We start from the raw sequence: 25,661 nt of genomic DNA, 5'->3' as shown, positions 1-25,661 counted from the left end.
GAGATCGACGTCTTCATGGACGACGGCTACACGAAGGAAGAGTGGAAGATGGTGGTCGAGACGAAGAAGATCCTCGACCCGAAGATCAAGCTCGTCGCCACCTGCGTGCGCGTGCCGGTCTTCGTCGGCCATTCCGAAGCCGTGAATGTCGAGTTCGTCGACCCCTTCTCGGCCGACGAGGCCCGCGAGCTGCTGGAGAACGCGCCCGGCATCGTGGTCGTCGACCGGCGCGAGCGGGGCGGCTACGTCACCCCGCACGAGAGCGCAGGCGAGGACGCGGTCTACATCTCGCGGCTGCGGGACGACCCGACCGTCGATTACGGCATCGCCTTCTGGTGCGTCTCCGACAATCTCCGCAAGGGTGCGGCGCTGAACGCGATCCAGATCGCCGAGACGATGGTGCAGATGGACCTGCTCGTCGCCCGCAAGCAGGCCGCCTGACACCTGATCGGCTCGGGCTGAAGCGTCCCGCGTCCTTCGAGGCCCCGCTTCGCGGGGCACCTCAGGATGAGGCGCGTGGTGGAACCCACAATCCTCCTCATGCTGAGGTGCGAGCCGAAGGCGAGCCTCGAAGCACGCACAACGATTCAGAGCGGCGGCCCGGTTCCACCTCGCCCTCACGTCAGGCGGCAATCTCGGACAGGCCGCGCGCGTCGATATTGGCGCCGCAGAGGAGAACGCCGACACGCTCGCCCGGCCTCGGCCGGTACGCCCCGCACAGGATCGCGGCCATCGCGGCCGCGCCGCCCGGTTCGGCCGCGACCCGGACGTCGCGCCAGAGAAGGCGCTGCGCTTCCCTGATGGCCTCGTCCGGAACGAGGGCGACATGGTCGAGCCCGGCTTTAGCGACCTCGTAGACGAGTTGCCCGACATTCCGGGCGCCGAGCGAGTCGGCCGCGACGGAATTCACCTCGACATCGACCGGCCCGCCGGCCTCGAAAGCCGCGTGGAGCGCGCGCGAGCCTTCGGGCTCGACCCCGACGACGCGGACGCGGCGGCCCTCCCCGGCCCACCAGGCCGACATGCCGGAAACGAGCCCGCCGCCTCCGACCGCGACCAGCACGGTGTCGAGATCCGGGGTCTGCTCGTCCCATTCGCGCGCAACGCTGCCCTGGCCGGCCATGGTCTCGAGGGACGAAAACGGGTGGACGAGTTTTGCGCCCGTCTCGGCCACATAGGCATCGCAGGCCTCCTGGGCGTCCGCATAGCGGGCCCCGCCGATGACGATCTCGGCCCCGCAACGGCGGATGAGCGCGATCTTCGCCGCGCTCGCGATCTCGGGCACGAAGATGCGGGCCGAATGGCCGACCTCGCGGGCCGCGTAGGCGACGGCGGCCCCGTGATTGCCGCCGGACGCGGCCGCGATCCCGGCCGTCGGCACCCCGCCGGACAGGAGGGCGTTGAAGGCCCCTCGCGTCTTGAAGGAGCCGGCATGCTGGAGATATTCGAGTTTCAGCACGACGCGCTCGGCCTGTCCAAAGGCGCCCTCCCCCGGATCGAGAACCGGCGTGCGGCGGATGCGACCCGCGATGCGGGTCGCGGCGGCGTCGATGTCGTGGCGGCCGAGAGGGCTGGTCATCTGCGTCGTCCGGTCCCGGGGAGAGCCGGGATGTAGCCCGTCGGGGAGCCGCGAGCTACCGGCCGTCACGCGGCCGCGTCGCGCCAAGCAAAGGTGACCTCGTGGCTGCGGCTCTCGCCGGGCGAGAGGATCGTCATCGAGGCGCGGGAGCGGAGTTCTCCCGCGGCATCCTCCCAATCCGCATGCGCGGTCCAGGCTTCCAGCGACAGGAAGGGCGCGGTCGGCCTCGTCCAGATCGCGAAATGCGGAAAATCCCGGACCAAGAGGGTGATCGCCGCGCCCGACGGCGCCTCGAAGCTCACCGAGCGGCTCCGGGCATGGAGGAAGACGAGCGCCTCGGTGAAGAGGTCGGGCGAGAGCGGCAGCGTGCGGCCCTGCAGCGGAAGCTCCCGCCCATGCCGGGCGAGGAGGCCGCCGGCGGCGATTTCGGGCACGGCCGGGCTCTCCTCCCGCTCGAACCTGACCCGATGGCCTTCCCGCCCCTGCCCCGCGAAAGGCCAGGGAAAGGCGGGGTGGACACCCAGGCCATAGGGCATCGCACGATCACCCGGGTTCGTGACCTCGTAGCGGAAATCGAGCGATGTCGGTTGCAGGCTCACATGAAGGTCGAGCGTGAAGCGGAAGGGGTAAGCCGGGAGCGTGTCTCGGTTTTCCGTCAGCCGGAAGTGAGCGGAGGACCGGTTCTGCGCGACGACGGAGAAGAGCGAGCGCCGCGCAAAACCGTGCTGCGGCATCGGGTAGGCCACACCGTCCACTTGAACCTCGCCCCCCGCCGAGGCGCCGACGACCGGGAACAGGATCGGTGCCCGGAAGCCCCAATGCTCCGGATCGCCCTGCCAGAGCAGTTCACGCCCGCCGACGCGCCACGACATCGGCTCGGCCCCGAGCGCGGCGATATCGGCCGTAGCATCGCCGGTCGCCAGGCGGATGGTGGGTGTCGGCTGCTGCATGATCGTGAATTCCGGTGCATGCTTCGAGGCTCGCTTGCGAGCGGAGCGAAGCAATCCAGGGCCCGCGCACTGGCTCCTGGGTTACTTCGTCGCTCACGCTCCTCGCAATGACGAGACGGCGGCCTGACTCAAGCTCTCGATCCGAGCTGCCTCGCGTAGCGTGGCCTCGAAGGATGCACTCGTTTGTCAGGAGGCTTCAGCCCCGCCGCAAGGCCTCCAGCACGCGTCCGCCCGGACGGCCGGTGGCCTTCATGCCGAGCTTCGTCTCGACGTCCTTGATGGCGTCGCGGGTCTTCTGGCCGATGCGGCCGTCGGGTTCGCCGACGTCGTAGCCGCGGCGCCCAAGGAGGGCCATCAGTTCGCGTCGCTGCGCCCGCGTCAGGCCGGGATCGTCGGTCGGCCATTCGGCCTGCACGCCCGACCCGCCCCGCAACCGGTCCGACAGGACGGAGATCGCCAGCGCGTAGGATTCGGCGCCGTTATACGAGAAGATCGCGTCGAAGTTCTTGGTGACCAGGAAGGCGGGCCCGTCGCGGCCGGCGGGCATGATCAGCCCGGCCCCGTATTCGCCGGAGAGCGGCCGGCCATCCATCCGGGTTACCCCGGAAGACGCCCAGCTCGACAGCGGCTTCTTCGCCTTACGGCCACCTGGCGTCACGCCGGCCGGGACACGCACCTCGAAGCCCCAGGGAACGCCCTGCTGCCATCCTGCCTTGCGAAGGAAGTTGGCCGTGGATCCGAGGGCATCCGGTGCCGAGTCGACGATGTCGCGACGCCCGTCGCCGTCGAGATCGACCGCGAGGCGCTGGTAGGTGGTCGGCATGAACTGGGTCTGGCCGAAGGCCCCGGCCCAGGACCCGGTGAGCTTGGCCGGATCGATGTCGCCGTTCTCGATGATCTTCAGCGTCGCCATCAGCTCGCCGAGATAGAAGTCGCGACGTCGGTCCGAATAGCAGACGAGGGTGGTGAGCGACTGGACCAGCGGGCGGCCGCCCAGATCCTTGCCGAAATTCGATTCGACCCCCCAGACGCCGGCGATGATGTGGCGCTCGACCCCGTAGCGGCTCTCCGCCGCGGCGAGCGCCGAGCCCCACCGCTGCATGCCGGCCCGGCCGTCCTGGACGCGCTCGTCGTCGACCAGCATCGCGAGATAGTCCCAGATCGGCGTCTTGAACTCGGGCTGGTTCCCTTGCAGCTCCAGCACCTTCATGTCGGGCTGGAGCGAGGCGGTCGCGCTGTCGAAGGTCTCCCCGGAGATGCCCTTCGCGGCCGCCTTGCTCTTCAATCCGGCGAGGCAGGAGCGGAAATCGGCCTGCGCCTGGGCCGGCGCACCCGACAGGGTCGCACCGGCGACGAGGGCGGCGAGGGAGGCGGAGAGAAGAGCGGGGCGCATGGCGGCGGTCCGGTTGAACGGGCCGACCACTGCACCGATTGATGGTTAATCTTTGATGAGCCGAGGACGCTTCCTGAGGACACCCCGGCCAAGTGACCCCACCCCGGCTCGAAGCTGCGCTTCGACTCGCCCTCCCCTCCGGGGATGGAAGGCCTCAGGCCCAGGCGCGCTCGGCGAGCTTGCCCTCGTAGGTCTCGATGGCCTGGCCCTTCTCGAGTGTCAGCCCGATATCGTCGAGCCCGTTGAGGAGGCAGTGCTTTCGGAACGGATCCAGGTCGAAATGCAGGGTGCCGCCGTCGGGGCCCTGGATGGTCTGGCTCTCGAGGTCGATCGTGAGCGTGGCGTTCGATCCGCGATCTGCGTCGTCGAAGAGCTTCTCCAGGTCCTCGGGCGAGACCTTGATCGGCAGGACGCCGTTCTTGAAGCAGTTGTTGTAGAAGATGTCGGCGAAGCTCGTCGAGATGACGCAGCGGATGCCGAAATCGAGGAGCGCCCAGGGGGCGTGTTCGCGCGACGAGCCGCAGCCGAAATTGTCGCCCGCGACGATGACCTCGGCCCGCCGGTAACCCGGCTTGTTCAGGACGAAACCCGGATTCTCCGAGCCGTCATCGTTGTAGCGCTGCTCTGCGAAGAGTCCGCGGCCGAGGCCGGTCCGCTTGATCGTCTTCAGGTAGTTCTTCGGAATGATCTGGTCGGTGTCGATGTTGACGGCCCGCATGGGGGCGGCAACCCCGGTCAGGGTGGTGAAAGGCTGCATGGGGCGGCTCCGGCTCGTTCGAGCGAGGTCTTAAGTGTCCGCGCCCGACGGTCAAGCTGCAGGCAGCCGGGTTGGCACCTTAACGAGCTGCTAACCATATCCGCTTTAAGGCTGAGGCAAGCGGCAGCGCCGCTTCGAGCTCTGGACCGGGAGAGACCGCGGATGTACCGGCTCTCCCGGCCGCCAGAGCAGGCGGACGGGGCTCAATCCCCTCCGCCGGGATTCGGCGAGAAATAGGCCTCGAACTTGCCGGGCTTGCCGTCGAATTCCTTTGCGTCGCCCGGCGCCTCTTTCTTCTGGGTGATGTTCGGCCAGGATTTCGCGAAGTCGGCGTTCACCTTCAGCCAGGTCTCGAGCGCCGGTTCCGTGTCCGGCTTGATGGCCTCGGCCGGGCATTCCGGCTCGCAGACACCGCAATCGATGCATTCGTCCGGGTGGATGACGAGCATGTTCTCGCCCTCGTAGAAGCAGTCGACCGGACACACCTCCACGCAGTCCATGTACTTGCACTTGATGCAATTGTCGGTGACGACGTAGGTCATCTCACTCGGATCCGGCACTCTGGATCGCGCAAAGTGAGGCGACGTCGCCCACCCTTGCCGATCTGTCTGAAGGTCTGCGCAGGCCCCGTGCCAACCCTCGTGGGCCGAGCCGGCCGATCCGCGCCATGGCCCCGCGCTTAATGCCCGGCCGCTCCGGTGACAAGCGCGGCGTCGTCGCGGGTGCCGAGATCCTCGTAGAGACCCTGTGCCTCGGTCGCGGGACCACGGCGCTCGCCGGACGACAGGATCCGCACGGTCGCCGTCCGGTGCTGCGGTGCTATGGTCAGGATGTCGCCTGGCCCGACCGGCTTCGCGGCAGCATCGGCGCGGCGCCCGTTCACGCGGACGAACCCATCTGTGACGAGGCGCGACGCGAGCGTCCGGGTCTTGGCGAACCGGGCGAACCAGAGCCACTTGTCGAGGCGCTGCCGGCCCTCGCTCATGCCGCTCCGGCCGGCCTCACCGGTCCTCGCGGTCCTTCTTCTCGAGCTGCGCCTTCAGGGCGGCAAGCGCCGCGAAAGGCGAATTCGGGTCCGGCGCGCGTTCGCGGCGTTCCGGCCTGGCCTCGAAGCGGGGCTGCTGGTCTCCCCGTCCGCGCTGGGCGTCGCGATCGGGTCGCGGACCGCGCTCCTGTCCCGGAACACGATCCGGCCTCGGACCACGATCCTGTCCGGGCCCGCGATCGGGCCAACCGTCGCGACCGCCATGCGGAGGCGGGCCTCCGGCACCGCCCGGGCCGCGGTCGCGGCCGAAGGCTCCGCCTGGTCCCCGTCCCTGTCCACCGCCACGGTGCCCGCCTGGGCCGCGCCCGGCTTCGGCCGCTCGCGGCGCCCCGGCTGCTTCGCCCGGGTGTGGCCCGGTCTCGGTCGGGCGAGGCGCATCCAGGCGCGGCGGCCGGTCGGCTCGTGGGGCGCCTTCGGGGCGAGGACCGCGCGAATCCGGTCGGCGTCCCTGGCGGCCGCGCGGATGGTGCTCGCGCTGGTGCCGCTGCAGGCGCCAGACCTCGATCATCACGAGCTCGACCGGCTCGGCGTTGGCCCCAGGCTCTTCCGCGCCGGATGAAGGCTGAGCATCGGCCGAAATCGCTGCCTCGCCGTGCAGGGGCTCCGGTCCGTCGGCAGGAGCATCCCCGTCCGCGGCCGTAAGATCGAGTTCTCCGGCATCCGTGTCGGAGATGGGCGCGGCTGGCTCGAATGAGGTTGCGGCGGCAGCCTCGTCCGGCGTCGCTTCCAGTTCGGTCGGATCGATCGCATCGGGGCCGGCGCCCTCGTCTGCGCCCTCAACCGGGGCCTCGTTGCTCTCGGTTGACGGACTATCCCCGGCCTCGCTCAGGAGGCCGGCGGTTTCGGCGATCTCGTCCGCGGTCGGATCGGCGAGACCCGTCGACTCAGGCGGAGGATGAATCGGGTCGGGCTCGTCTTGAATGGACGGTGCGGGCTCGTCCGCCGCGTCGTTCGGACCGTCGTCGATCGCGTTTAACAGATCGAGGTCGGGCGGGGTCGGGACGGGCTCGCTTTCGGCCAGTAGGCGATCGGCCGCGAGTTCGAGTTCCGCATCGACCAGCCCGAGCGTCGGTTCGGCCGAACCCGCATCGTCCTGGATGCCGGGATCGGGCTCGTCGGCTGCCTCCGAAACGAGGTCCAACGACTCTGCCACCTCGATCTCAGCGGCGGCGATCTCGGCGGAATCAACGGGGATCGTGGCTGGAGCGGCGGGGGCCGGCACGGGTTTGGGCCTGGACGGCACGAGCGGCACGGTGATGGCCGGGCCGGCGCGGTTCTCGGCCGAATAGCCGAGCGACTTGAGGACGGCGCCGAAATCCTCGCCGGAGGTGCCGACGAGCGACGTCATCGCGCCGGTCTGGACGAAGCCTTCGCCATCGGCCGCGCCGGGCGGCGGATCGCCCGGCGTCACGCCAGGCCGGTAGGCGATGGCGGGCCGGATCAGATCGGCGAGGCGCTCCAGGATGTCGACCCGGACAGCTCGCGTCGGGAAGGCCCGGAAGCCGGCCGCCCGGTAGAGGCCCTTCGAGATCTCGGGATCGACCGGGAATGAGGTCCGGCCGGAGCCCGCGAGATGCGCGATCTCGTCGATCCCCTTCTGGTCGAGGCCGCCATTGCGCAGCGCCCAGAGCTGGGCCGCGAGGATGCGGGGCGCCGGCTTCACCAGCGCCGGCATGTAGACGTGGTAGGCACCGAAGCGGACGCCCTTGGTCCGCAGGGCAGCGCGGCCGGGCTGGTCGAGGCTGCGCAGGTCCTGGGCGACGCGCGAGCGTTCCAGGATGCCGAGGGATTCCGAGAGCTGGAAGGCGATGCCGCGGGCGAGGCCCGTCAAGTCGGCCGTGTTCTCGAGTTCCAGGGCCGGCCCCAGGAGGCGCACCACATAGGCCTTGAGCCAGGCCCGGAGGCGCACATCCACCTTGTCTCGGGCGGGCCCGGTCAGCTGCTCGTCGGCGAGAATTCGAAGGCTCGGCTCGTAGACCTTGTCGCCGGGCTCGATCCGGGCGACCGGGTCGCCCGTCCAGCGGATCGTGCCGTCGTTGGACAGCACGAGCGAGGTGTCCGGAGCATTCGCGAAGCGGTCGGCCCGGGACTCGATCTCGCCCGCGAGCGCCTTCGCGGCCGCGTTGCGGAGGGCGGCCTTGGCCTCGGTTCCGTCCGCGGCCGGATCGGGCACGAAGTGGAAGCCTGTCAGATGGCCGACATGCTGCCCCTCGACGGTCACGTCGCCGGAGGCGGTGATGAGGGCTTCCATGGTCGCGTTCTCTCTCAGGCGGCGCATCAGCACGCTCGTGCGGCGGTCGACGAAGCGCGCCGCCAGCCGTTCGTGCAATGCATCGGAGAGGCTGTCCTCTATCCGACGCGTCACGCCCTGCCAATGCTCCGGATCGGCGAGCCAGTCGGGCCGGTTCGCGACGAAGGACCACGTCCTGACATGGGCGAGGCGCTGGGACAGGGTGTCGATATCGCCCTCCGTCCGGTCGACGATGGCGAGCTGGAGCGCGAACCAGTCGGCCGGGATCCGGCCGCGGGGCTTCATGAGATGGCCGTAGATGCTGCCGACGAGGTCTGCATGGCCCATCGGCGAGACACGCCGATAATCCGGCAGTCCGCACACCTCCCAGAGCCGCTCCACGGCGGGACGGCCCGTCGCCATGCGCAGGACATCCTCCTCGCGGGCCAAAGCGGCGAGGGTCGCCTCGTCGTCCGCCACCGGCGCCCGCGTCAGCCCGGGCTCGCGCGGCACCTCGGCGAGGCTCGTGAGGAGGCCCTGGAGGCTGCGCAGGTCGAGATCGGAATTGCGCCATTGCGCGATCTGCACGGGCTCGAAGCGGTGGTTCTCGAGGGCGTCGATCGTCCCGGGGTCGAAGGGCTCGCAGCGGCCGGTCGAGCCGAAGGTGCCGTCCCGCATGTGGCGGCCGGCCCGGCCGGCGATCTGTCCGAGTTCGGCCGGCCGGAGGTCGCGGAACTGGAAGCCGTCGTATTTCATCCGCGACGCGAAGGCGACGTGGCCGACATCGAGGTTCAGGCCCATGCCGATCGCGTCGGTCGCGATCAGGTAGTCGACATCGCCCGCCTCGAAGAGAGCCACCTGGGCGTTGCGGGTTCGGGGCGAGAGCGCGCCCAGAACCACGGCCGCGCCGCCCCTATAGCGCCGGATGAGCTCGGCGATGGCGTAGACCTCCTCGGCCGAGAAGGCGACGATGGCCGAGCGGGGCGGCAGGCGGGAGACCTTCTTGTCGCCCGCGAAGGAAAGGTTGGAGAGGCGCGGCCGGGTGACGACATTCACGCCCGGGATCAGCGATTCCACGAGCGGCCGCATCGTGGCCGAGCCGATGATGAGGGTCTCCTCGCGGCCGCGCTGGTTCAGGAGACGGTCGGTGAAGACATGGCCGCGGTCGAAATCCGAGGCGAGCTGGATTTCGTCGATGGCGACGAAGGCCGTATCGAGGTCGCGCGGCATCGCCTCGACCGTCGCGATCCAATAGCGCGGGCGATCGGGCTTGATCTTCTCCTCGCCGGTCACGAGCGCGACCGCCTCGGGCCCGACCTTCGCGACGACGCGGTTATAGACCTCGCGGGCCAGGAGCCGAAGCGGCAGCCCCATCATTCCGGAGGAGTGGGCGACCAGCCGCTCGATCGCGAGATGCGTCTTGCCGGTATTGGTCGGTCCGAGAACGGCGGTGACGCCGCGGGCGCGCAAGTGAGGCGGGAGGGAACGGACCATGTCGGAGCTCTATATGGGCCCGGGCAGGAGGCCGCGCCCCCGAGGCGGTCCGAATTGCATCTCGGTGCGGTTCCAGCATTCGGCGGAACGAACCCCCGACCGCCCCCGGGCGGGCTTGAAGCGGCAGCCCTAGCGCGTCGGGACCCGGCTTTCGCCTCCGTTCAGCGTCCAGCTTTCCGCCTCGACGACGCTGACACCGAGCATGGTGGGAACCAAGATCCGGATCGGCGCCAGGATGCGGGTCCCCTCGACGGGCGCGAGCCACACCGAGATGTCGCGGGTCTCTTCCATGAACTTCACGGACGGGCGCTCCGGACGATGTCCCGCCACGGGCACGTAACGGGCCGAGCAGACGAGAACGTTCCCCGTATAGCCGGGCTTCCGCACGAGGCGAGTGTCGGAATAACTGAGAATGACGTTGAAGCGCTGCGTCCCGTCGAAGACCGGGACGGTGCGGTTGCAATTCGCGGCCTCGACCGGCTTCGCCGGATTCTGGGCTACGGCCACCATGCCACTGAGCGGATCGAGGATGCCACGCTTGCTCGCCTCGGTCAGCGGCACGCGGTACTCGCCCCGGTCCTCGAAGGGCGGATTGATCTCGATCCCGGTGACGTTGCCGCCCGCGATGCCGAGCTGCACCGTCCGCTCGCTCGAGCTCGACCGGCCGGTGGCCGAGAAGCCGGCCGAGACGACGCGCGTCCCCGCCACCGCCCCGCGCGCACTCGCCGCACCGCGGCTGCCGCCCGAGAAAGCGCCGGCAAGCCCCGTCAGCTGGCCGTTGACCCGCATGTCGTAGCGCGCGTCCTCGAAGGTCCCGTTGAAATCGGCATTGCCGAGAACAAGCCCGCCGAGCGTGATCTTGTAATCGACCTTCAGGCTGACGGCCTCGGCCGCGGGCGAGAGGGCGAGCGCCGCGGCGAGGAGGCCGAGGCCGGAGAAATGGCGAATCAGGGGCACCGGGGCATCTTGCATGGGGTCGGTGCGAAATCGAGGCAGGACGGATCCCAGACCGGAACCAGCGATCTCGCAGCACGCGGGCGACGGGTCCAGGCACGGCTCTCCCCCCTTGTGGGGACGGGTCCGGGGTGGGGGTCTCTCAGAAGGAACCCGGAGGTCGCCATCTGCACCACCCCCACCCCGGTTCGGCTTCGCCGACTCGGCCCTCCCCGCAAGGGGGAGGGAAAAGGCGCCGGGTCGCTCGGTGACAATCAACGAGCCGGTTCTGACCGGTCCGCCTCCGCAGCCAAGATGGCCTGGGCGGCCTTGAGGACCGGCCCGTCCACCATGCGGCCCTCGAAATCGATCGTCCCGGCGCCGCGGGCCTGGGCGGCCTCGTAGGCGGCGACCAGGCGGGTGGCATGGTCGATCTCGGCCGCGCTCGGTCCGAAGACCTCGTGGGCAAGCCCGATCTGCCGCGGCAGTAGGCACATCTTGCCGTCATAGCCGAGGTCGCGGCCGGCCCGGGCGTCGCTGCGGAAGAGGTCGTCGTCGCGGATATCGATCACGACCTGGTCGAGCGCCTTCACGCCCGCGGCCTTGGCGGCCAGGACGACCTGGGAGCGGGCATAGAGCACCTCGAGCCCGTCCGGTGTCCGGCGCGCGCCCATGTCGGCGGCGAAATCCTCCGCCCCGAAATAGACCGCCGCGACGCCCGGGCAGGCCGCGATCGCCATGACGTCGATCACGCCGCGGATCGATTCGATGCCGGCGATTACCGGCAGCCCGCCGCCGAGCGCCGCGATGTCGGCCGGCCGCTCCGCCTTCGGCAGCACGAGGCCGTCGGCGCCAGCGGCTCGTGCCGCCGCGAGGTCCTTCTCGAAATCCGGCGAGCCGACCGGGTTCACCCGCACGAAGAAACGGGCCTCCGTCCTGCCGCCGCGCGCGAGCTTCAGGTTTTCGGCGAGGGCGGCCCGGGCGCCCTCGCGTTCGCCGGGCGGGGTGCCGTCCTCGAGATCGGGCGAATAGGCATCCGCCGAGAGGGTCGGGAATTTGGCCAGGAGATCGCGCCTGTTCGCCGGTGCGAACAGGAGAGAGCGCATGAGCATGGCGTCGCCTCCGCGGGAGCGGCCCTGTTAGGGGCTCCGCACCGGGCGAACAAGCCGGGATGGACCGTCGCGGCCGTTGCCCCGCGCCCGGGCCACGCGCTATCCGGAGCCAGGGGAAACGTCGGGTCGAAACAAGAATGAGCCAGAGCGGGGGCACCGGGACGGGCGCGACTGACGAGGCCGACTACATCGTGGTGGGCGCCGGCTCGGCCGGCTGCGTGCTAGCGAACCGGCTGACGGAGAGCGGCCGCGACCGGGTCCTCCTCCTGGAGGCCGGACCCTCCGACCGGAATCCCTGGATTCACGTGCCGCTCGGCTACGGCAAACTGTTCTCGAATGCCCGCGTCAACTGGCTCTACTCCAGCGTGCCCCAGGCCGAGCTCAACGACCGCGTGATCTACCAGCCCCGCGGAAAAGTGCTCGGGGGCTCCTCGTCGATCAACGGCCTCGTCTATATCCGCGGCCAGCACGAGGATTTCGACGGCTGGCGTCAGGCCGGCAATGCCGGCTGGAGCTTTGCCGACGTCCTCCCCTATTTTCGCCGCTCCGAGGACCAGACCCGCGGCGCGGACGAATATCACGGCACGGGAGGCCCCCTCGCCGTCTCGGACGCGACCGAGCCGCATCCGCTCTGCGACGCCTTTATCGAGGCCTGCGCCGAGGCCGGCCTTCCCCGCAACGAAGACTTCAACGGTGCCTCCCAGGAGGGCGGCGGCTATTTCCAGACGACCTCGCGGCGCGGACGGCGCTGGAGCACCGCGGTCGGCTATCTGCGGCCAGCGCGTAAGCGGCCGAACCTGAAAATTGAGACCGAGGCCCTCACCACCCGCATCCTGTTCGAGAGCCGGCGAGCCGTCGGCGTCGAATACCGGCAGGGCGGCGTGACGCGCGCGGTCCGGGCCCGGCGCGAGGTGATCCTCTCCGGCGGCGCGATCAACTCGCCCCAGATCATGCAGCTGTCCGGGATCGGGCCGGGCGCGCTTCTCGCGCAGCACGGCATCCCGGTCCTGCACGACCTGCCGGGCGTCGGCGAGAGCTTCCAGGATCATTTCCAGATGCGGCTCGTGCTCCGCTGCACGCAGCCGATCACGATGAACGACGAGCTTCGCACGCTCTTCGGCCGGGCCCGGGTCGGGCTCCGCTACGTGCTTCGGCGAAAGGGCCCGCTCACGGTAAGCGCGGGCTACGCCGCCGCCTTCTTCCGGACCGAACCGCGCCTCGCGACGCCGGACATCCAGGTGCATTTCCTGACGCTCTCGACGAACCGGATGGGCGAGCGGCTGCACGACTTCTCTGGCTTCACCGCCTCGGTCTGCCAGCTTCGGCCGGAGAGCCGGGGCTCGGTCCGGATCACGAGCCCCGACCCGACCGCCGCGCCCGCGATCGACCCGCGCTACGTCGCCGAGCGGCTCGACCGGGACACCAATGTCGCGGCCTTCCATCAGCTGCGCGCGATCATGAAACAGCCGGCGATGCAGCCCTTCGTCGACGGCGAATACCTGCCGGGCACGGGCGTCGCCTCCGACGACGAGATCCTGGCCTATGGCCGCGCGACCGGGACCACGCTCTACCACCCCTCCTGCTCGTGCCGGATGGGCCAGGATGCGGGCGCGGTGGTGGACGAGCGCCTGCGGGTTCGGGGAATCGAGGGCTTGCGCGTCGTCGACGGCTCCATCATGCCGTCGGTCGTGTCGGGCAACACGAATGCGGCCATCGTCATGATCGGCGAGAAGGCCTCTGACATGATCAGGGAGGATGCCAGGTGACGGACATCGCTACGAACTTGTTCGATCTCAGGGACCGGGTGGCGCTCGTCACCGGCGGCAACGGCGGCATCGGGCTCGGCATGGCGCGCGGCCTCGCCGAAGCAGGCGCCCGCGTCGCGATCGCCGGACGGGATGCCGCGAAGGCTGAGGAGGCGCTGGCCGTCCTCGGCCCGGAGGCGGCCTTCATCGCGGTCGACATCGCCGACCAGGCCTCCTGCCGGGCCATGGTGGAGGAGGCGACCAGGCGCTTCGGCCGGCTCGACATCCTGGTCAACAATGCCGGGATCAACATCCGCAAGCAGCCCCAGGACTTCACCGCGGAGGAATGGCACCAGGTGCTCGACACCAATCTGTCGGGCTCGTTCTTCGCCGCCCAGGCGGTCTACCCGGCGATGAAGGAAGCGGGCGGCGGAAAGATCATCAATATCGGCTCGATGATGTCGATCTTCGGCGCCTCCTTCACCACCGCCTATGCGGCCTCGAAGGGCGCGGTGGTGCAGATGACGAAGGCGCTCGCGACCGCCTGGGCCATCGACAACATCCAGGTGAACGCGGTCCTGCCCGGCTGGATCGACACCGACCTCACCCGCGGCGCCCGCCAGCAGGTGGAAGGGCTGCACGACCGCGTTCTCGCCCGCACCCCGGCCGGCCGCTGGGGCGCACCCCAGGACCTCGCCGGCATCGCCGTGTTCCTGGGCGGCCCGGGCTCGGATTTCGTCACCGGGACGGCGATCCCGGTCGACGGAGGGTATTCGTCGCAGGGGTGAGCGGGGCGAGCTCCGCCCATTCTGCTCGACCGGCGGCGGCTTGGTTCAGGCACCGCACACGGGAAGAGGAGTAGCCATGGCCATCGCCAAGAACACGATCTGCCTCTGGTACGACAAGGACGCCGAGGCTGCGGCCCGGTTCTATGCCGAGACGTTCCCTGACAGCTCGGTGGGCGCCGTCCACCGGGCTCCGACCCACTACCCGTCCGGCAAGGCGGGCGACGTGCTGACGGTGGAGTTCACCGTCGCCGGCATCCCCTGCCTCGGCCTGAATGGCGGGCCGGCCGTCACGCACAACATCGCCTTCTCGTTCCAGATCGCCACCGACGACCAGGAGGAGACCGACCGCTACTGGAACGCCATCGTCGGCAATTGTGGCCAGGCGAATGCCTGCGGCTGGTGCCAGGACCGATGGGGCGTCTCGTGGCAGATCACGCCACGCGTGCTGACGGAGGCCATCGCTGCGGGCGGCGAGGAAGCGAAGCGGGCTTTCACGGCGATGATGGACATGACGAAGATCGACGTCGCCGCGATCGAGGCGGCACGACGCGGCTGACCCGCAGCGGCTCTCCTCAGCCTCGAAGGCGCGTCGAGACCGGGACGCTCCCGATCGTGACCGGGCCGGCAACAGCGGCCCGGCGGACGCGGCGCGCCGTGGCCGTGTCCCGCGAAACACGGACGCAACGACCGCTCACTAGACGGCGCCCCGATGTCACGATCGGAGCCATCGACCTTGATACGTCACCTGTTCCGGGCGGGAGCCCTCGCAACGATCCTGGTTTTCGACGTATCCGCGGCAGAAGCGCAGCCCGCTGCCGCGCCAGCGAAGGGCACGCCCCTGCCGCGCTGCGTGCTATACAACTCCTTCCGGCTGACGCCGCAGGGCATGATGCAACGCTCCTACCAATGCGGCCGACCGCATCATCATCCGGAGCGACTACAACAGTTGCGCTGGCAACTGGGCCCGTCCGGCTGCGGGCCAGCCCTGAGGCATCGGGCGCTGGCCTAGCCGCGCCCTCTCCGCCGCCGCGCCTCCAAAATCGTCCCCAAGATGCCCTTCGGCATGTAGATGATGAAGAACACGAGCAGCGCGCCGTAGACCGCCATGTCGAGGGCGAGCGCGGAGGAGCCCATCCAGCGCGACAGGCCGGAGCCCTGTATGGCGACGCGCAGCACCTCGGAGAGGAGCTGGGTGAAGACGGCGCCGACGGTCGGCCCGAGGAGCACCGTCAGCCCGCCCGCGATCGTGCCGAAGACGATGTTCAGCGACACGCCCAGGCCGGCGATCGTGTCCGGCCCGATATACATCTGGTACTGGCCGTAGATGGCGCCTCCAAGCGCGCACATCGCTGCCGAGAGCCCGGTGATCTTCAGCTTCTCGCGGGTGACGTCGACCCCGACCGAGGCCGCGGCCTGTTCGTCCTGGCTCGCGGCGTCGAGCGCGTAGCGGTCCATCGAGCGATCGACGCGGAGCCAAACCCAGAGGCCGAAGGCCCAGAGCGCGAGCGCGATATAGTAGGACAGCACCCGGTCGGGCTCGAATTGCAGCGCGACGAGCGAGACGCCGCCCGGCGCGCGCTGCGGCTGCGTGCCGAGCGAGCCGCCCGTATAGTCGCGCCAGCCGACGATGCAGAGGCGGACGAATTCCGTGAGCGCCAGCGTCATCAGTGCGAAATAGTGTCCCGTGATCCGCAGGTTGAAGCACGGGTAGGAGACGAGCAGCGCCGCGACCGTCGCGAGCGCGACCCCGATCGGGATGCCGAGCCAGGGCGTGAGACCGAGCACATTCCAGAGAAGAACGGTCGCGTAGGCGCCGATCCCCGTGAAGGCGCCGTGGCCGAGCGAGGTCAGCCCGAACCGGCCCATCAGCGACCAGCCCGTATAGATGAAGGACCAGATCAGGATCTGGATCAGGATGTGCAGGTAGTAGCGCTCGGAACCCGGGGCGCCGTAGCGGATCAGGAGCGGCACGGCGAGGAGGGCCGCGAACCCGGCGGCCGCAATGGCGAGAGGCGGGATGCCGCGGGTCGGACGAACGGCCGCGGCGGCGCTCACGACTTCGCTCCGAACAAGCCCTGCGGCCGGACGAACACCGCGACCATGAAGAACAAGAAGGCGACGGCGTAGCCCCATTCGGTCGCCATGCAGGAGCCGCCGATGGCGATGAACTGGCTGATCAGGAAGGCGGCGACGAAGCCGCCGACCATGCTGCCGAGCCCGCCGAGGACGCAGATCATGAAGATCAGCGGCCCGAATTGCAGGCCGATCTGGGGATAGATGTCGTATTGCAGGACCATCAGCACGGCGCCGAGCCCCGCCAGCGCCCCGCCGATCACTGACGTGAAGAGGTAGATCCGGTTCGCGTCGACCCCCATCAGCGGCATGATCTGCCGGTCCTGCGCGATCGCCCGGATCGCGGTGCCGAGGAAGGTGCGTGACAGGAACAGCCAGAGCGCGAGCATCCCGGCGAGCGCCACGACGAAGGCCAGCAATCGCGACCAGGCGAATGTCATGTCGGCAAAGCCCGTTGAGCCGAGCCGGATACCGAGCGAGCGGAACTCGATCCCGAAAGCCATCGTGGCGACGGCCTGCAGGAAGAACAGCATCCCGCCCGTGACGAGGAGCTGGTTGATCGGCGGCTGGTCGAGGACGGGGCGGATCACCACCCAATGCAGGAGCGCGCCGGCCGCCGCCACCCCGATGATCCCGAGCAAAGCCGCGACGGGGAACGGCAGCCCGCCCGTGTAGGCGTAGAAGATTGCATACATGCCGATCATCACGAGCTCGGCGTAGCAGATCCAGACGACGTCGATGACGCCGAAGACGAGGTTGAGCCCGAGCGCGAGTAGGGCCAGCAACCCCGCGAGCAGCACGCCGTTGAGCACGGCCTCGAGGAAGAACATGTCGAGCTGGCAATCCATCAGCCGACGATCCGCCTAGCCATCAGCCGCTTCGCGGCCGCTTGAAGCTCGCGCGTCCAACCTCCCCTGGAGGGGGAGGGTCGGACCGAAGGTCCGGGTGGGGTGAGCCCGGCGGCCCCCCGCGGCCATCTAAGCGTCGGACAAGGCGGTTCACACCACCCCGCCGGCTTCGCCGCCGACCCTCCCCCTCCAGGGGAGGGTAAACGGGCGTGGTGTTCGGACCTGCCATCCCTAGATTCCCATATACGCGTCATGGACGGCGTCCGAGGCGAGGAGCTCCGCCGCGGTGCCGCCGGCCCGGATGCGGCCGACTTCGATCAGGTAGCCGCGGTCGGCGACCTTCAGCACCTGCCGGACATTCTGCTCCACGATCAGCACCGTGTAGCCCTCCGAGCGGATGCGCCGGACCAGTTCGAAGACCTGCTGGACCACGACCGGGGCCAGTCCCATCGAGGGCTCGTCCAGCAGGATGAGTTTGGGCGACGACATGAGCGCGCGGCCGATGGCGCACATCTGCTGCTCGCCGCCCGACATCGTGCCGGCGAGTTGCGCCCGGCGCTCCTTCAGACGCGGAAACAGGCCGTAGACATAGTCGAGCCGCTCCCGGTAGCGGGCGCGCGCGGCCGGGATGAAGGCGCCCATCTTGAGGTTGCCCTCAACGGTCAGGCCCGGGAACAGCCGCCGGCTCTCCGGCACATGCGCGATGCCGGTCTCGAGGATGCGATGGGGAGCGATGTCGCGCAGCGAGGTGCCGTCCATCGTCATGGTCCCGGCGCTCGCCGGCAGCATGCCGGAGATCACCCGGAGCAGCGTCGTCTTCCCGGCGCCGTTCGCGCCGATCACCGCCACCGCCTCGCCCGCATCGACCCGCATCGAGAGGTCGAACAGGGTCTGCGCGCCGGCATAGCCGGCCTGGATGCCGGAGAGTTCAAGCATGGAGGCGGACCCTCCCAAGACCGCTCACCCCGGCGCAAGCCGGGGCCCAGGGCCCGGAGCTGGGTCCCGGCTTCCGCCGGGATGAGCGGACCCGGACCATCACGCCTCCTCGGCCCCGAGATAGACCTCGATCACCCGGCGGTCGGCCTGCGCCTCGGCCGGCCGGCCCGAGAAGATCACCTCGCCGTGGTCGAGAACCACCACCCGGTCCGCGACCCGCATCAGGACGCCCATGATGTGCTCGACCCAGACGATGGTCAGCCCCTTCTCGGTGCGGATGCGGCGGAGCATGTCGGCGGCGTTTGCCATCTCGGCCTGGTCGAGGCCGTTCAGGCTCTCGTCGGCGAGGAGCAAGCGCGGCTGGGTCGCGAGCGCCCGGGCGAGTTCGAGCTTCTTCAGCGCCGCCGCGCCGAGCCCCTCCGTCGAGAACTGCAGCGCGAAGGGGAGGCCGACGAGGTGGAGCGCCTCCTCGGCCTGCCGCCAGCATTCGGTGCGTCCGACCTTGCCGTCCTGGCCGAAATAGGCCGAGAGCGCGACATTCTCGATCAGCGTTAGGTTGCGGAACGGGCGTGGGATCTGGAACGTGCGGCCGATGCCGCGATGGCATACGCGATCGGCCCGTTCCCCGCCGATCTCGCGGCCCTCGAGCCGGATGGAGCCGGCGCTCGGCGTCAGGAGCCCGGCGACGCAATTGAACGTGGTCGACTTGCCGGACCCGTTCGGGCCGATCAGGCCCAGGATCTCGCCTTCCTCCACGGAGAAGCTCACGTCCTTCACGGCCGTGAACCCGCCGAACCTTTTCGTGAGCCCCGCGACGGAGAGCATCGTCGTCAACCGCGATGCTCCAATGCCGCCCGCCCCTCAGCGAGCGAAGGCGTGGCCTTTCGGCAGCGGCAGCACGGGGTCCGCCGTCTTGATCGCTGCCGGCGACACGACCTTGGTCTCGCCCTTCACGTATTGCATCACGGCCGGCATGGATCGCTCGCTCTGGCCCGAGAGCGGCGTGCCGGGCCCGTAGAATTTCACGCCATAGCCCTGGATGGTGCCGCCGACCGGAATGTCGGTCTCCAGCGCCGCCTTGCGCAGCGCCTCGGGGTCGAAGCCGCCATGCTTCTTGATCGCACGCGGCAGGACGTCGGCGAAGAAGATCCAGGCTTGGTTGAAGCCGCTGGAGACGTGGGTCGGCACCTCGGAGGCGCCCGTCTCGGTCTTGTAGCGCTTGACCATCTCGGCCGTGAGGTCGCCGATGCCGGGGGCGAGGCTCTTGCCGTCGAGAAGCTGCGCCGCGACCGGATCGACATTGTAGAGGTAATCCACCTCGCCCTTGAAGGTCTCGTAGAGCTTGTCGATCTGGGCGTAGCCGGCGCCGTGCCCGATCAGCGCGTCCCATTTCAGGCCCGCTTCCTTGGACTGGCGCAGGAACAGCGTGATGTCCGGATTGTAGCCGGTGTGGAGGATGACGTCGGGCCGTGCCCGGCGGAGCTTGGTCACGAGCGCGGAGAGGTCGCCCGAGGTGGCGGCATAGCCCTCCTTGTGGACGATCTGCATGCCGAGCGACTTGCATTTCTGCTCGTTCAGCGCCGCGATGCCGGCGCCGTAAGGACCGTCCTCGTGGATGACGGCAACCTTGATGTCCTTCACGTCCTTTGCGAACTTCGCCTTCGCGTTCTCGGCCAGGAAGTTGCAAGAGGCCTCGCCGTATTGGTCCGAATGGACTTGCGGCCGGAACACGTATTGCAGGTTCTTGTCCTTCATCACGGCGGTCGCGACGCAGATGTTCAGCCACATGAACCTCTTCGCGGCATCGACCTTGGCCGAGATCGGGACGCATTGCGCGCTCGAGAAGAAGCCCATCATGACGTCGACCTTGGTGTCGTTCAGAAGCCTCTCGGCCTCGTTGATCGCGACATCGGTCTTCGACTGTGCGTCGGCATAGAACGGAATGATCTTGTGGCCTTCCACCCCGCCACGCTCGTTGATCATGTCGATCGCGATCTTGTTGCCGATCTGGCCGGCCTTCGAGCCGCCGCCGGCCAGCGCGCCGGTCAGATCGTAGACCACGCCGACCTTGATATCGGCCATGGCGGGAGCACCCGACAGCATGGCCGCGAGAGCGCTCGCCACGGCGATCGTTGGAAGCTTCATGTCGTTCCTCCCGACGCCGCGTTGCGACGCCTCTTCGTTCTTGGGCGGAAGTTTGGTGAGGAGGCCGACGCCTTGTCAATGGCGCGCACACGTCCCTCGCAAGGGCAATCGAGCGTCATTCCGGGGCTTGCGGAGCAAGAACCCGGAATGACGGCTTGCACCCTTGGATGGATCACTCCCTGCCGCCTGCTTCCATGGATTCCGAGTTCCGCTTCGCGGCCACGGAATGACGCGGTAGGGTTCTGGCCGAGGGAGGACAGGGATGAGCACGATCAATTTCGCCGAAGGCGGGTACCGGGCGATCCCGGCCGTGTTCCAGTATTCCGGCGGCGTCGCGGCGCTGCCGGGGTTCTCGATCCGCCGGGTCCGGTTCCTCGAACCGGTCCCGGTCGCCGAGGGCTTCCGGCGCATCGAGGAGGAGATCCGGGCGGCCGGGAGGCCCCTCACAGCCTTCTGCGCCTGCGAATTGCGGTCGCCGGCCCCCTTCACCGACGAGGGCTTTCGCGACTTCAACCGGAGCTATGTCGAGCCTCTCCGGCGCTGGGGCGTGGTGGGCGACGACCTGAACCCGGTCGCCCGCAGCAATGTCTGCCCCGAGTTCGATCCGCCCACTGAGCCGTCCTTCCATGCCTTCGCCTTCACGGTCGCGGAGCCCGAATCTCGCGCGACCTTCGTGATCGCCGGCAGCGGCGAGGCGCGCGAAGGCGGAGCCCGGTACGAGGACGCCACGGTTCGGCCCGGCGAGACCTCGCCCGACGCCATCGCCGAGAAGGCGCGCTACGTCTTGGGCGAGATGGAGCGGCGGCTCGGCCTTCTCGGGATGTCGTGGCGCGAGGTCGGCGCGACACAGGTCTATACGATCCACGACCTGCATCCCTTCCTGGCCAGCGAGATCGTCCCGCGCGGCGCGACCAGAGGCGGACTCACTTGGCATTATTGCCGGCCGCCGGTGAGAGGCCTGGAATTCGAGATGGATTGCCGGCACGTGGCCCGGGAGGCCGTGATCTAGCTTCCGGCCCCAGTCAGGCCGTCCGCAGGCGTCCGGCGGCCCGCATCAGCGCCTCGCGGCCGGATGAGATCAGCGGCCAGAACAGGAGGACGAGCGCCAGCGTGGTGATGAACCCGACGAGCCCGTTCGACCAGAAGACGCGGAGATCGCCGCCCGACCCGATCATGGTCAGCCGAAACGCATCCTCGGCCCGGCTGCCGAGGACGAGCGCCAGCGTCAGCGGCGCGAGCGGGAAGCCGAGCTTCTTGAACACGTAGCCGAGGACGCCGAAGCCGAGCATCAGCCAGACGTCGAACATGGCGTTCTGGACCGCGTAGGCGCCGATCGCGCAGGAGACGAGGATCATCGGCGCGATCGCCGCGAAGGGCACGCGCAGAATAGCGGCGAAGATCGGCACCGTCGTGATGACGAGGATCAGACCTACCACGTTGCCGAGATACATCGACGCGATCAGCCCCCAGACGAAGTCCTTGTGCTCGACGAAGAGGAGCGGGCCCGGATTGAGGCCCCAGACCATGAGGCCACCGAGCAGGATCGCGGCCGTGCCCGAGCCCGGGATGCCGAGCGCCAGCATCGGCAGGAGCGCGGCCGTCCCGGCCGCATGGGCCGCCGTCTCGGGCGCGAACACGCCCTCGATGCGGCCCTTGCCGAAGCTCTCCTTGTCCTTGGCGAAGCGCTTGGCGACGTTGTAGCCCATGAAAGAGGCCGCGATGGCGCCGCCGGGCGTGATGCCGAGCCAGCAGCCGATCGCCGAGGAGCGGATCAGCGTCGCCCAATAGCGCGGCAGCGTCTTCCAGACGTCGAGGACGACCCTGAGGCTGATCCGGGCGGCGTGGCCGCGGAGCGCGAGCCGCTCCTCCATGGTGAGCAGGATCTCGCTGATCCCGAAGAGCCCGATCACGGCGACCAGGAAGTTCACGCCGCGCAGGAGCTCGGTCGAGCCGAAGGTCATCCGGAGCGTGCCCGAGACCGTGTCCATGCCGATCCCGGCGAGCAGGAAGCCGAGCGCGAGCGACACGACGATCTTGTGCTTCGGCTCGCGCCCGAGCCCGACGAAGGAGCAGAAGGTAAGGAGATAGACGGCGAAGAATTCCGGTGGCCCGAACCGGAGCGCGAATCCCGCGATCGAGGGCGCCAGGAAGGTGATCAGGAGGACGGCGACGATCGAGCCGATGAAGGACGAGGTGAAGGCCGCCGTCAGCGCCTCGGCGGCGCGGCCCTGCTGGGCCATGGGGTAGCCGTCGAAGGTGGTCGCCACCGACCAGGCCTCCCCCGGAATGTTGAACAGGATCGAGGTGATCGCGCCGCCGAACAACGCGCCCCAATAGATGCAGGACAGCATCACGATGGCCGAGGTCGGGTCCATCGTGAAGGTGAGCGGCAGGAGGATCGCGACCCCGTTCGGACCGCCGAGGCCCGGCAGCACGCCGACGAAGATGCCGAGAACGAGGCCGAGCATCATGAGCGCGAGCTTGTCGACCGTGAGGAGGACCGTGAAACCCTGGAGGAGCAGGCCGAAGGCTTCCATGCCGCCCTCTAGTAGCCGAGCGCCGCTTCGAGCGGTCCCTTCGGCATGATGACGTTGAAGGCGACCTCGAAGGTGCCGAACATCACCGCCACGAAGACGAAGGCGGCGAGCACCGACTTCCAGGGCGCGATCCGGCCGATGAGCATCATGAACCCGGCGACGAGGAGAAAGCTCGCGACGTAGAGGCCGAGATATTCCATCGCCGCGACATAGAGCAGCGTCGGCACGAAGACCTGAGCCACGCGCCGCAGCTGGTCGCGCGTGACGAAGGCCGCCCCGCCCTCCCCCGCATGGTCGAGGATCGCCGAGACGAGGCCGACCAAGGCGGCGCCGCCGAGCAGGATCGAGAGGTAGAACGGGAAATAGCCGACCTCCGGCCCGTCGGCAGCCCAGCGCGCGCCGGTGCGCCAATTGTCCCAGGCCATCACGGCCGCGAAGACGACGATCGCTAAGCAGACGACGATGTCGACGCTCCGCGAGCGGACGACCGGGCGTTCGTCTTCGGAAGCGAGGTCAGGCATGGCGATTCAGCAGACGCCGCTCATCCCGGCGTAAGCCGGGATCCAGCACGGGGGGTGGTCTGGGTCCCGGCTTCCGCCAGGACGAGCGGAGAGGTGCGCGGCCAGAATGACGGAGCGGCGCCGCTCAATTCGTGCCCGCGACGAAGCCTGCCTCGGTCATCAGCTGCTTGTGCAGCGTGTCGTCCTTCTCGAGGAAGGCCGTCATCTCCGGCCCGGTCATGAAGGCGGGCTTCAGCGCCTGCTTCTCCATGTAATCCTTGAACTCGGGCGTCTCGGAAACCTTCCTGAACAGGTCGGTGTAGAACGCGACCTGGTCCGGCGTGACCTTGCCGGGCAGGAACATGGCCCGGAGCATCGTGTATTCCACGTCGAGGCCCTGCTCCCGGCAGGTCGGCACGTCGTTCCAGGACAGGTCGCCCGCGACCTTGGTCTTGTAGGCGATGCGTTCCTTGTCGAAGATGCAGAGCGCGCGCGCCTGGCCGGCGCGCCAGATCTCGAGATTCTCGGACGGATTGTTGACGTTCGCGGCGGTGTGATTGCCGACGAGTTGGGTCGCGGCCTCGCCGCCCGACTTGTAGGGCAGGTAGCTGAACTTCGCGCCTGTCCGCTTCTCCACGAAGGCCGTGAGGATGTGGTCCTCGCGCTTCGACCCGGTGCCGCCCATCTTGAAAGGCGGCTTCGCGGCCTTGGCGGCCTCGGTGAAGTCCTTGACGGTCTTGTAGGGCGAGTCCGCGTTCACCCACAGGCCGAACTGGTCGAAGGCCAGGATCGAGACGGGCGTCAGCTGGCGCCAGTCGAAGGGGATCTTCGCGGCCAGCGGCAGCGTGTAGATCAGCGAATAGGCGATCAGGAACTTGTGCGGGTCGGCCTCGCTCGACTTCATGTACATCAGGGCTTCGGCACCCGACGCGCCGCCCTTCAGGGACACGACGACCGGGTGCTTCAGGAGGTTGTGCTTCTGGATCGCCGCCTGAAGCATCCGGGCCATCTGGTCGGACGCGCCGCCGGGCCCGGCCGCGACGACGATCTCGACGGACTTGGTCGGCTCCCAGGCGGCCCGGGCCGGACTCGCGAGGAGCGGGACGAGGGCGGCCGCGGCGAGGGCAAGGCAGCGCGATGCATGTCGGCGTGTCATGTCGTCCTCCCGGCGGACGGCTGATTCAGCCTGCCCGTCCACGTGTCGTTGCGGGTGACTATGCATCGATGGCGGGTCCATACAAGCGGCTTCGCAGCGCCCGTGTCCCCGCAGACCTCCGCGCCCGGGTCCGGCGGGCCATGAACGGGCTTGCCGCTCAGGGGCGGCCGTGCCTTCGTGCAGGATGGGTCGAAGCCGTCACGGTCGGACCGGGAGAGATGCCGATGCCGCTCTGCATACCCGTGATCCTCGGGACCGTCCGGTCCGACAGGCAAGGCATCCGGGCCGCCCATTTCGTGATCCGGCGGCTCACCGAACGCGGCCACGAGGCGGCGCTGGTCGATCCGAGGGAGCTCCAGCTTCCGCTCCTCGACCGCATGTACAAGGAGCATCCGAGGGGCGAAGCCCCGGAGACGCTGGAGCGGCTGGCAACCCTCTATCGCCGCGCCGACGCCTTCGTGGTGGTCTCGGCCGAATACAACAATTCCATTCCGCCCGCCCTCTCGAACACGCTCGACTATTTCCTCGAAGAGTATTTCTGGCGGCCCTCCGCCATCTGCTGCTACTCGGCCGGCCGCTACGGCGGCGTCAGGGCCGCGATGCAGCTCCGGGCGATGCTCGCCGAGCTCGGCACGCCCTCGATCCCGTCCATCCTGCCGATCCCGGAGATCGGGAAGACGCTCAGCCCGGAGGGCGAGCCGCTCCAACCCTGGCTCGACCGGTCCGCGACCAAGTTCTTAGACGAAGTCGACTGGTATGCCGAGGCCTTCCGGCGGCAACGGGCCGAAGGCGTGCCGTATTGAGCGTCCAGGAAGCGCCAGGATGGCCGCGCGCTCGTGTCCCGTTGACCTGCCAGGCGGGCTGAAGCACCTTTCGGCTCCTTCAACGGGCGACCTCACGTGATCTCTCGAATGACCTCGGCGGCCTCGCCCGGTCGGATGCCGGGCGCAGCGCCTTCCGGCCGATCGAGGATGTGTCCGTGACGCGCCGCAGCCGGCGCCTGGCCATCATCGGGACCTCGGGCATCGTCCTTGCGGCAGCCCTCGCCCTCGTCTTGTTCGCGATGCGGGATACGATCGTCTTCTTCAAGGCCCCGACCGAGGTCGTGGCGTCCGGCCCGGTCGGCACCCGCATCCGGCTCGGCGGCCTCGTCGAATCCGGCTCCGTCCGGCGCGGGTCGGACCAGATGATCGAATTCGCGGTGGAGGACGGCAACGCCCGCGTCCCGGTGCGCTACCGGGGCATCCTGCCGGACCTCTTCAGGGAGGGTCAGGGCGTCGTGACGGAGGGCATCCTGTCCGCCTCCGGCACCTTCGTGGCCGACACGGTGCTGGCCCGCCACGACGAATCCTATATGCCGCGCGAGGTCGTCGACGCCCTGAAGGCGCAGGGTCGGTGGCAGGAGGGCTCTGGCCTCCGCAAGACGACGCAGAAATAGCC

24 protein-coding genes are annotated in these 25,661 nt (G+C 68.9%); 7 read left to right on the top strand and 17 right to left on the bottom strand.

Annotated features, from left to right (window positions below; genetic code table 11):
- The coding region (locus tag ACFE87_RS15005) for an Asd/ArgC dimerization domain-containing protein (protein ID WP_375460454.1) at positions 1-441 on the top strand (441 nt) is incomplete at its 5' end.
- Between the two features lie 181 nt (positions 442-622).
- Here the strand turns inward: ACFE87_RS15005 and ACFE87_RS15000 are convergent.
- The 9 genes from ACFE87_RS15000 to ACFE87_RS14960 all read right to left on the bottom strand — a co-directional run bounded on the left by ACFE87_RS15000 (position 623) and on the right by ACFE87_RS14960 (position 11,493).
- Positions 623-1,579, bottom strand: a complete 957-nt coding sequence (locus tag ACFE87_RS15000) for a threonine/serine dehydratase (RefSeq protein ID WP_375460453.1) — start codon at positions 1,577-1,579, stop codon at positions 623-625.
- 65 nt (positions 1,580-1,644) lie between these two features.
- Positions 1,645-2,529 carry an aldose 1-epimerase family protein gene (locus ACFE87_RS14995; RefSeq protein ID WP_375460452.1) on the bottom strand — a complete coding sequence of 295 codons (885 nt, stop codon included), beginning with the start codon at positions 2,527-2,529 and terminating at the stop codon, positions 1,645-1,647.
- Between the two features lie 196 nt (positions 2,530-2,725).
- On the bottom strand, positions 2,726-3,922 hold the full coding sequence (locus tag ACFE87_RS14990; RefSeq protein WP_375460451.1) for a lytic murein transglycosylase: 1,197 nt from the start codon (positions 3,920-3,922) through the stop codon (positions 2,726-2,728).
- Positions 3,923-4,076: 154 nt separating this feature from the next.
- The gene (leuD, locus tag ACFE87_RS14985) at positions 4,077-4,679 is read right to left on the bottom strand and encodes a 3-isopropylmalate dehydratase small subunit (protein ID WP_375460450.1); all 603 of its coding nucleotides are present in this window, start codon (positions 4,677-4,679) and stop codon (positions 4,077-4,079) included.
- A 203-nt stretch (positions 4,680-4,882) separates the two neighbouring features.
- Complete coding sequence (gene fdxA, locus ACFE87_RS14980; protein WP_375460449.1) at positions 4,883-5,221, bottom strand: ferredoxin FdxA; 339 nt, start codon at positions 5,219-5,221, stop codon at positions 4,883-4,885.
- A 137-nt stretch (positions 5,222-5,358) separates the two neighbouring features.
- Positions 5,359-5,664, bottom strand: coding sequence for an RNA-binding S4 domain-containing protein (locus ACFE87_RS14975; protein WP_375460448.1), 306 nt, complete (start codon positions 5,662-5,664; stop codon positions 5,359-5,361).
- Between the two features lie 16 nt (positions 5,665-5,680).
- On the bottom strand, positions 5,681-9,448 hold the full coding sequence (locus tag ACFE87_RS14970) for a helicase-related protein (protein ID WP_375460447.1): 3,768 nt from the start codon (positions 9,446-9,448) through the stop codon (positions 5,681-5,683).
- 129 nt (positions 9,449-9,577) lie between these two features.
- On the bottom strand, positions 9,578-10,405 hold the full coding sequence (locus ACFE87_RS14965; protein ID WP_375460446.1) for a DUF3108 domain-containing protein: 828 nt from the start codon (positions 10,403-10,405) through the stop codon (positions 9,578-9,580).
- A gap of 251 nt (positions 10,406-10,656) precedes the next feature.
- Positions 10,657-11,493 (bottom strand): HpcH/HpaI aldolase/citrate lyase family protein, encoded by an 837-nt coding sequence (locus tag ACFE87_RS14960; protein WP_375460445.1) that lies wholly within the window; start codon positions 11,491-11,493, stop codon positions 10,657-10,659.
- Between the two features lie 137 nt (positions 11,494-11,630).
- Here ACFE87_RS14960 and ACFE87_RS14955 point away from each other — a divergent pair, with 137 nt between their 5' ends.
- The 3 genes from ACFE87_RS14955 to ACFE87_RS14945 all read left to right on the top strand — a co-directional run bounded on the left by ACFE87_RS14955 (position 11,631) and on the right by ACFE87_RS14945 (position 14,582).
- Positions 11,631-13,259: a GMC family oxidoreductase gene (locus tag ACFE87_RS14955; protein ID WP_375460444.1), complete on the top strand. Its 1,629-nt coding sequence runs from the start codon at positions 11,631-11,633 to the stop codon at positions 13,257-13,259.
- Positions 13,260-13,264: 5 nt separating this feature from the next.
- Positions 13,265-14,026, top strand: coding sequence for an SDR family NAD(P)-dependent oxidoreductase (locus ACFE87_RS14950; RefSeq protein WP_375460456.1), 762 nt, complete (start codon positions 13,265-13,267; stop codon positions 14,024-14,026).
- Between the two features lie 76 nt (positions 14,027-14,102).
- Positions 14,103-14,582, top strand: coding sequence for a VOC family protein (locus ACFE87_RS14945; protein WP_375460443.1), 480 nt, complete (start codon positions 14,103-14,105; stop codon positions 14,580-14,582).
- 449 nt (positions 14,583-15,031) lie between these two features.
- Here ACFE87_RS14945 and ACFE87_RS14940 read toward each other — a convergent pair whose 3' ends face one another.
- From ACFE87_RS14940 to ACFE87_RS14920, 5 genes are all read right to left on the bottom strand, one after another.
- The gene (locus ACFE87_RS14940; protein ID WP_375460442.1) at positions 15,032-16,081 is read right to left on the bottom strand and encodes a branched-chain amino acid ABC transporter permease; all 1,050 of its coding nucleotides are present in this window, start codon (positions 16,079-16,081) and stop codon (positions 15,032-15,034) included.
- Complete coding sequence (locus tag ACFE87_RS14935) at positions 16,078-16,947, bottom strand: branched-chain amino acid ABC transporter permease (protein WP_375460441.1); 870 nt, start codon at positions 16,945-16,947, stop codon at positions 16,078-16,080. Before ACFE87_RS14935 ends, ACFE87_RS14940 begins: the two co-directional genes overlap by 4 nt.
- Positions 16,948-17,178: 231 nt before the next feature.
- Positions 17,179-17,883, bottom strand: a complete 705-nt coding sequence (locus ACFE87_RS14930) for an ABC transporter ATP-binding protein (protein ID WP_375460440.1) — start codon at positions 17,881-17,883, stop codon at positions 17,179-17,181.
- 99 nt (positions 17,884-17,982) lie between these two features.
- Positions 17,983-18,708: an ABC transporter ATP-binding protein gene (locus ACFE87_RS14925; protein WP_375460455.1), complete on the bottom strand. Its 726-nt coding sequence runs from the start codon at positions 18,706-18,708 to the stop codon at positions 17,983-17,985.
- 36 nt (positions 18,709-18,744) lie between these two features.
- A complete protein-coding gene (locus tag ACFE87_RS14920; protein ID WP_375460439.1) occupies positions 18,745-20,028 on the bottom strand; it encodes an ABC transporter substrate-binding protein in 1,284 nt (427 codons plus the stop codon).
- A gap of 262 nt (positions 20,029-20,290) precedes the next feature.
- Here ACFE87_RS14920 and ACFE87_RS14915 point away from each other — a divergent pair, with 262 nt between their 5' ends.
- Positions 20,291-21,037, top strand: coding sequence for a hypothetical protein (locus tag ACFE87_RS14915; protein WP_375460438.1), 747 nt, complete (start codon positions 20,291-20,293; stop codon positions 21,035-21,037).
- A gap of 13 nt (positions 21,038-21,050) precedes the next feature.
- Here the strand turns inward: ACFE87_RS14915 and ACFE87_RS14910 are convergent, their stop codons facing one another.
- The 3 genes from ACFE87_RS14910 to ACFE87_RS14900 all read right to left on the bottom strand — a co-directional run bounded on the left by ACFE87_RS14910 (position 21,051) and on the right by ACFE87_RS14900 (position 24,221).
- Positions 21,051-22,565, bottom strand: a complete 1,515-nt coding sequence (locus ACFE87_RS14910; protein WP_375460437.1) for a tripartite tricarboxylate transporter permease — start codon at positions 22,563-22,565, stop codon at positions 21,051-21,053.
- Positions 22,566-22,573: 8 nt separating this feature from the next.
- Positions 22,574-23,086 (bottom strand): tripartite tricarboxylate transporter TctB family protein, encoded by a 513-nt coding sequence (locus ACFE87_RS14905; RefSeq protein ID WP_375460436.1) that lies wholly within the window; start codon positions 23,084-23,086, stop codon positions 22,574-22,576.
- A gap of 124 nt (positions 23,087-23,210) precedes the next feature.
- Positions 23,211-24,221 (bottom strand): Bug family tripartite tricarboxylate transporter substrate binding protein, encoded by a 1,011-nt coding sequence (locus ACFE87_RS14900; protein WP_375460435.1) that lies wholly within the window; start codon positions 24,219-24,221, stop codon positions 23,211-23,213.
- A 224-nt stretch (positions 24,222-24,445) separates the two neighbouring features.
- Here ACFE87_RS14900 and ACFE87_RS14895 point away from each other — a divergent pair, with 224 nt between their 5' ends.
- Together ACFE87_RS14895 and ccmE are read left to right on the top strand one after the other, a co-directional pair.
- Entirely contained in the window at positions 24,446-25,024 is a 579-nt protein-coding gene (locus ACFE87_RS14895) for an NADPH-dependent FMN reductase (RefSeq protein WP_375460434.1), read from the top strand.
- A 176-nt stretch (positions 25,025-25,200) separates the two neighbouring features.
- Entirely contained in the window at positions 25,201-25,659 is a 459-nt protein-coding gene (gene ccmE, locus ACFE87_RS14890; protein ID WP_375460433.1) for a cytochrome c maturation protein CcmE, read from the top strand.
- Positions 25,660-25,661 lie beyond the last annotated feature (2 nt).

Source organism: uncultured Enterovirga sp., from assembly GCF_964242715.1.
In the GTDB taxonomy this organism is placed as follows: Bacteria; Pseudomonadota; Alphaproteobacteria; order Rhizobiales; family Beijerinckiaceae; genus Enterovirga.
The sequence above is the reverse complement of the archived record's forward strand: the minus strand, read 5'-3'. Positions and strand labels throughout refer to the sequence as shown.

Excerpts from the sequence above, each read along its gene's own strand:
- ACFE87_RS15000 (WP_375460453.1), bottom strand. The coding sequence starts at position 1,579 with ATGACCAGCCCTCTCGGCCGCCACGACATCGACGCCGCCGCGACCCGC.
- ACFE87_RS14995 (WP_375460452.1), bottom strand. The coding sequence starts at position 2,529 with ATGCAGCAGCCGACACCCACCATCCGCCTGGCGACCGGCGATGCTACG.
- ACFE87_RS14990 (WP_375460451.1), bottom strand. The coding sequence starts at position 3,922 with ATGCGCCCCGCTCTTCTCTCCGCCTCCCTCGCCGCCCTCGTCGCCGGT.
- leuD (WP_375460450.1), bottom strand. The coding sequence starts at position 4,679 with ATGCAGCCTTTCACCACCCTGACCGGGGTTGCCGCCCCCATGCGGGCC.
- fdxA (WP_375460449.1), bottom strand. The coding sequence starts at position 5,221 with ATGACCTACGTCGTCACCGACAATTGCATCAAGTGCAAGTACATGGAC.
- ACFE87_RS14975 (WP_375460448.1), bottom strand. The coding sequence starts at position 5,664 with ATGAGCGAGGGCCGGCAGCGCCTCGACAAGTGGCTCTGGTTCGCCCGG.
- ACFE87_RS14970 (WP_375460447.1), bottom strand. The coding sequence starts at position 9,448 with ATGGTCCGTTCCCTCCCGCCTCACTTGCGCGCCCGCGGCGTCACCGCC.
- ACFE87_RS14960 (WP_375460445.1), bottom strand. The coding sequence starts at position 11,493 with ATGCTCATGCGCTCTCTCCTGTTCGCACCGGCGAACAGGCGCGATCTC.
- ACFE87_RS14955 (WP_375460444.1), top strand. The coding sequence starts at position 11,631 with ATGAGCCAGAGCGGGGGCACCGGGACGGGCGCGACTGACGAGGCCGAC.
- ACFE87_RS14945 (WP_375460443.1), top strand. The coding sequence starts at position 14,103 with ATGGCCATCGCCAAGAACACGATCTGCCTCTGGTACGACAAGGACGCC.
- ACFE87_RS14935 (WP_375460441.1), bottom strand. The coding sequence starts at position 16,947 with ATGGATTGCCAGCTCGACATGTTCTTCCTCGAGGCCGTGCTCAACGGC.
- ACFE87_RS14930 (WP_375460440.1), bottom strand. The coding sequence starts at position 17,883 with ATGCTTGAACTCTCCGGCATCCAGGCCGGCTATGCCGGCGCGCAGACC.
- ACFE87_RS14925 (WP_375460455.1), bottom strand. The coding sequence starts at position 18,708 with ATGCTCTCCGTCGCGGGGCTCACGAAAAGGTTCGGCGGGTTCACGGCC.
- ACFE87_RS14920 (WP_375460439.1), bottom strand. The coding sequence starts at position 20,028 with ATGAAGCTTCCAACGATCGCCGTGGCGAGCGCTCTCGCGGCCATGCTG.
- ACFE87_RS14915 (WP_375460438.1), top strand. The coding sequence starts at position 20,291 with ATGAGCACGATCAATTTCGCCGAAGGCGGGTACCGGGCGATCCCGGCC.
- ACFE87_RS14910 (WP_375460437.1), bottom strand. The coding sequence starts at position 22,565 with ATGGAAGCCTTCGGCCTGCTCCTCCAGGGTTTCACGGTCCTCCTCACG.
- ACFE87_RS14905 (WP_375460436.1), bottom strand. The coding sequence starts at position 23,086 with ATGCCTGACCTCGCTTCCGAAGACGAACGCCCGGTCGTCCGCTCGCGG.
- ACFE87_RS14900 (WP_375460435.1), bottom strand. The coding sequence starts at position 24,221 with ATGACACGCCGACATGCATCGCGCTGCCTTGCCCTCGCCGCGGCCGCC.
- ACFE87_RS14895 (WP_375460434.1), top strand. The coding sequence starts at position 24,446 with ATGCCGCTCTGCATACCCGTGATCCTCGGGACCGTCCGGTCCGACAGG.